Origin of the sequence: Microcoleus sp. C2D2 (assembly GCF_036702495.1) — a bacterium.
Lineage (GTDB): Bacteria > Cyanobacteriota > Cyanobacteriia > Cyanobacteriales > Microcoleaceae > Microcoleus.
In genome coordinates this window covers 1-3,324 of record NZ_JAUBTO010000318.1, presented here as the reverse complement: position 1 = coordinate 3,324, position 3,324 = coordinate 1, and the positions used below count along the sequence as shown (strand labels likewise).

The 3,324-nt window shown below is 47.9% G+C and carries 2 protein-coding genes; both read right to left on the bottom strand.

Annotated features, from left to right (window positions below; all coding sequences use genetic code 11):
• On the bottom strand, positions 1-2,136 hold a 2,136-nt coding region (locus QUB61_RS38575), incomplete at its 3' end, for a HEAT repeat domain-containing protein (protein ID WP_333190428.1).
• A 130-nt stretch (positions 2,137-2,266) separates the two neighbouring features.
• Entirely contained in the window at positions 2,267-3,202 is a 936-nt protein-coding gene (locus QUB61_RS38570; protein ID WP_333135143.1) for a fused MFS/spermidine synthase, read from the bottom strand.
• Positions 3,203-3,324 lie beyond the last annotated feature (122 nt).

The following is a 3,324-nucleotide window of genomic DNA, read 5'->3' as shown; positions in this document are numbered from 1 at the left end:
CACATCATAGTCGGAATGTTCAACGAGTTTAAGTAATCCCGGAATCGCCTTTTCGTCACCGATTTTGCCTAAGGCATCTGCCGCGCTCCTACGCACAGAATAGTCCGAATCTTCAACGAGTTTAAGTAATCCCGGGCTCGCCTTTTCGTCACCGATTTTGCCTAAGGCATCTGTCGCCATTTTACGCACATCATAGTCGGAATGTTCAACGAGTTTAAGTAATCCCGGAATCGCCTTTTCGTCACCGATTTTGCCTAAGGCATTTGCCGCCATCCTACGCACAAAAAAGTCGGAATCTTCAACGAGTTTAAGTAATCCCGGAATCGCCTTTTCGTCACCGATTTTTCCTAAGGCATCTGCCGCCATCCTACGCACAGAAGAGTCGGAATCTTCAACGAGTTTAAGTAATCCCGGAATCGCCTTTTCGTCACCGATTTTGCCTAAGGCATCTGCCGCGCTACTACGCACAGAAGAGTCTGAATGTTCAACGAGTTTAAGTAATCCCGGAATCGCCTTTTCGTCACCAATTTTGCCTAGGGCATCTGCCGCCATCCTACGCACAGAAGAATCTGAATATTCAACGAGTTTAAGTAATTCCGGAATCGCCTCATCCGATCGCGCTTCCCCCAAAAGCTCAACCTTTAACCACCGCGGCACATCCAACCCATCCACCAACCCAACCGTGCGCTGCTGAAACTCCCGCTGCACCTCCCCCGCCAGCCGCGCCCCCAACCTCAAATCCACATCCAATGCCAGCCGCACCACCCGCACCGCCTGCACCTCATCCCGCAACAACGACAGCATGAACGCCAGAGGCTCCGTCCATTTAAAATAATTCAAATAGAAATGCTGCAACCGTTCATCATCCATCGCATCAATATGCCTTTCAACCAACAGTTTCAGCAACGCCCGCGCCGCATAATACTCCTGAAATAATTGGTGATGAAACTCAATTTCCTCCGGTTTTGCCGCCACCTGCAACAGATGGTGCTCCAGCAAATCCTCTAGCCACTCCTTCGCCTTCGTTGGCGCATCTACCACCCCCCGATCGCCCAACCAGCACTCCAAAATCCCCTCAGCCCGATCGCGAGAAATCGCCACCCAACCATCCGTGGGGCGCTGCGAGTCACCCTGCAACATCACAAAAGCCAACTGCTGCAAAACCTCCGACTTGAACCGCCGAAAACCATCCGAAACCCACGCACCGCGCTTAAACTCCTCATACTGGCGATCGAACTCCTGAAACAACTCGCCCTTACTCTGGGGAATTTTCCCGCTATTTTTAAACACCTTACACATCATTTCCAGTAGTAACGGCGTTTCGGCAATCTCTCGCAGGCGATCGCCCAATTGTCGCAGCAGCAAATCCCCATGTTGCGGCAAATGCTTGTGCACAAACTCCCGCATCTGCGGTTGCGTCAGCGCGCACATCTCCAGCTTTTTCTCAATGCCCAAAGATCCGCCCAGCGCCAAATCCCGCGTCGTGAAAATCATCGGCGTATCGGGGTTGTCGTCGTGGAATAGCTGCAAATCCTGCCGCCTTTGTTGCGATGGCATCTCATTCACCCCATCCAGCAACAGCAGCAACCTGCGATCCAGCAGCAAATCATCCACCTCTTCGGGGCAAACTCTCAGCTTTGCTTGTCGAAATTCGGCACAGATTGCTTCTAAAATCGAGCGATCGCTCCTCAACTGCACCAACACCGGAATCGGTCGATCGCCCTCCTTGAGCGCTTCTGATGCCCATTCCCACCGAAAACGCTGCAAAACCGTCGATTTTCCCGAACCTGGCTTGCCCAGCAGCAGCACTTTTCCCTGCTGCACGTACTTGCGGAGTCCCGCCAGCACTTCCAGCCGATCGATTTTCGTTTCTAGTTTCTTTTTTGAGGATGGAAGTTGCGATCGATCCTCCGGTGGCTTTTCCACCCGCACCTCCACCTGTAAATCCGTCAGCGTGTAGAGATGCTGTTGTGTTTTATAAGACTCAACCAGGGATTGCAGATATTTAGGAAAATCAACTGGTGTCGCCATTTGATTATAGATTTTAGAATATGGATTAATTATAGATTTTTTCTCGATCGGCGATCGATGCTGAAAATTCGGGAAAAAAGTAGCATCAATATTCTGTGTGAGCAACCATCATCTCGATCGCCCCTAACCCCCCAAAACACAAGGGGGAGACAAGAGCATTCATTCAAAGTCCCCCTTATTAAGGGGGATTTAGGGGGATCGAAACTTCGATAAAAGCGAGATATTACTATCAATATCAAAGCAACCAAGAATCAAAATAACCAACAGGCGGCGCATCGTCATGCAAAATTTGAGCTCCATCTAAATTAGCTACAGCTTCCGCCAATTCTGTACCTAATTTTACTTCCTGTGCTCTGTCTGTTAATGGAAATGAAAATTGATAGCCATCTTGCAAATATTTTGCCCTAGCAACAATCTCGTCTTTCTCTAAAATAGCGCTGTTAGTACCAATCAAAACGCTATTAATGTCCTTCCACGGACAGACGCACACCTGAGAAAACACGCTTTGAAAAGTCTTGATTTTTTCCGCATAAAACTCATCTCTTTGCAGCAGATTTACCAGCACAACTCCCTCACTTGACAAGCGTTTTTCGCAGAGTAGATAAAATTCTTTCGTGGCCAGCCTGTGCGGAAAGTAGCCGTTGCCAAAAAAAACGTCCGTCATGATGATATCGTACTGCATATCGGGATTTTGCTGTTCCAGATACTCTCTGCCGTCTTGAATTGTCACAGTCAGCCGATCGTCCAACTGCACCCCAAAACACTGTGTAGCTGCTTCGATCGCGATCGGATCGACATCCGCACATTCTATAACAGTTTCCGGCAAATAGTGGTGCAAAACTAACGGAATTCTGCCGCCGCCAAAACCAGCAATGTAGATGCTTTGAGGTTGGCTTTGCCACACTAAACCTAACATCATCGCCTGAGTATATTCAGACACTAGATGTAAAGGATTGTTGAGATCGAAAACAGATTGCAGTAAATCTGTATGCAAATTAAGTTTTTCTACTAAAGCTAGCTTAATTTTGTATTTGTCTTTTCTGACTACAACATAGTGAACTCCCGAATCTTTGCAAAAAATGATTCCATCCGGCTGTGTTTGCAGCCAAGCAAGCCGCTGCTGAATGGCGGCTAAATTCATTGGTTGCCAAGTTTTTGGGCGGTCCATCATCTGATTTTAAATGTTATTAGGACTAAGGCAAGCGTGTCAAAATTAGTAGGGTGCGTCAATCGATTTTAGATTTTAGATTTTAGATTTTAGATTGACCCCACGGATAAATGCGGGGGCTTGAG

Bases quoted from the DNA above. Each gene is read 5' to 3' on its own strand.
- QUB61_RS38570 (WP_333135143.1), bottom strand. From the start codon at position 3,202: ATGATGGACCGCCCAAAAACTTGGCAACCAATGAATTTAGCCGCCATT.